General features: G+C 72.5%; 1 protein-coding gene. It reads left to right on the top strand.

What is annotated here, in order from left to right; genetic code table 11:
• The coding region (locus tag IU459_RS37720) for an AMP-binding protein (protein ID WP_195134333.1) at window positions 1-356 on the top strand (356 nt) is incomplete at both ends.

A 356-nucleotide genomic window follows, 5' to 3' on the forward strand; every position in this document is an offset into this window, starting at 1 on the left:
CGCTGATGTCGGGGGCGAATCTGCTCATGCCCGACCGGTTCCTGCAGCCGGGTCCGCTGCTGGAGTGCATGGCCGCGCAGAAGCCGTCCTTCGCCGCGGCGGTGCCGACGATCTGGGGTGGCGTGCTGGCGGCGCTGGCGGCGAATCCGCAGGACATCACGCATCTGCGTGCGGTGGTGGTGGGTGGTTCGGCGGTGCCGCCGTCGATGATGCGCACCTTCGCCGACCGCCACGGGGTGCGGGTGCTGCACGCGTGGGGGATGACCGAGACCTCGCCGCTGGGCAGTGTCGCCCATCCGCCGGCGACCGCGGTCACCGAGGAGCAGAAGTGGGCCTTCCGGGTGACCCAGGGCCGG

The organism is Nocardia amamiensis, from assembly GCF_015477605.1.
Classification (GTDB): Bacteria; Actinomycetota; Actinomycetes; order Mycobacteriales; family Mycobacteriaceae; genus Nocardia; species Nocardia amamiensis_A.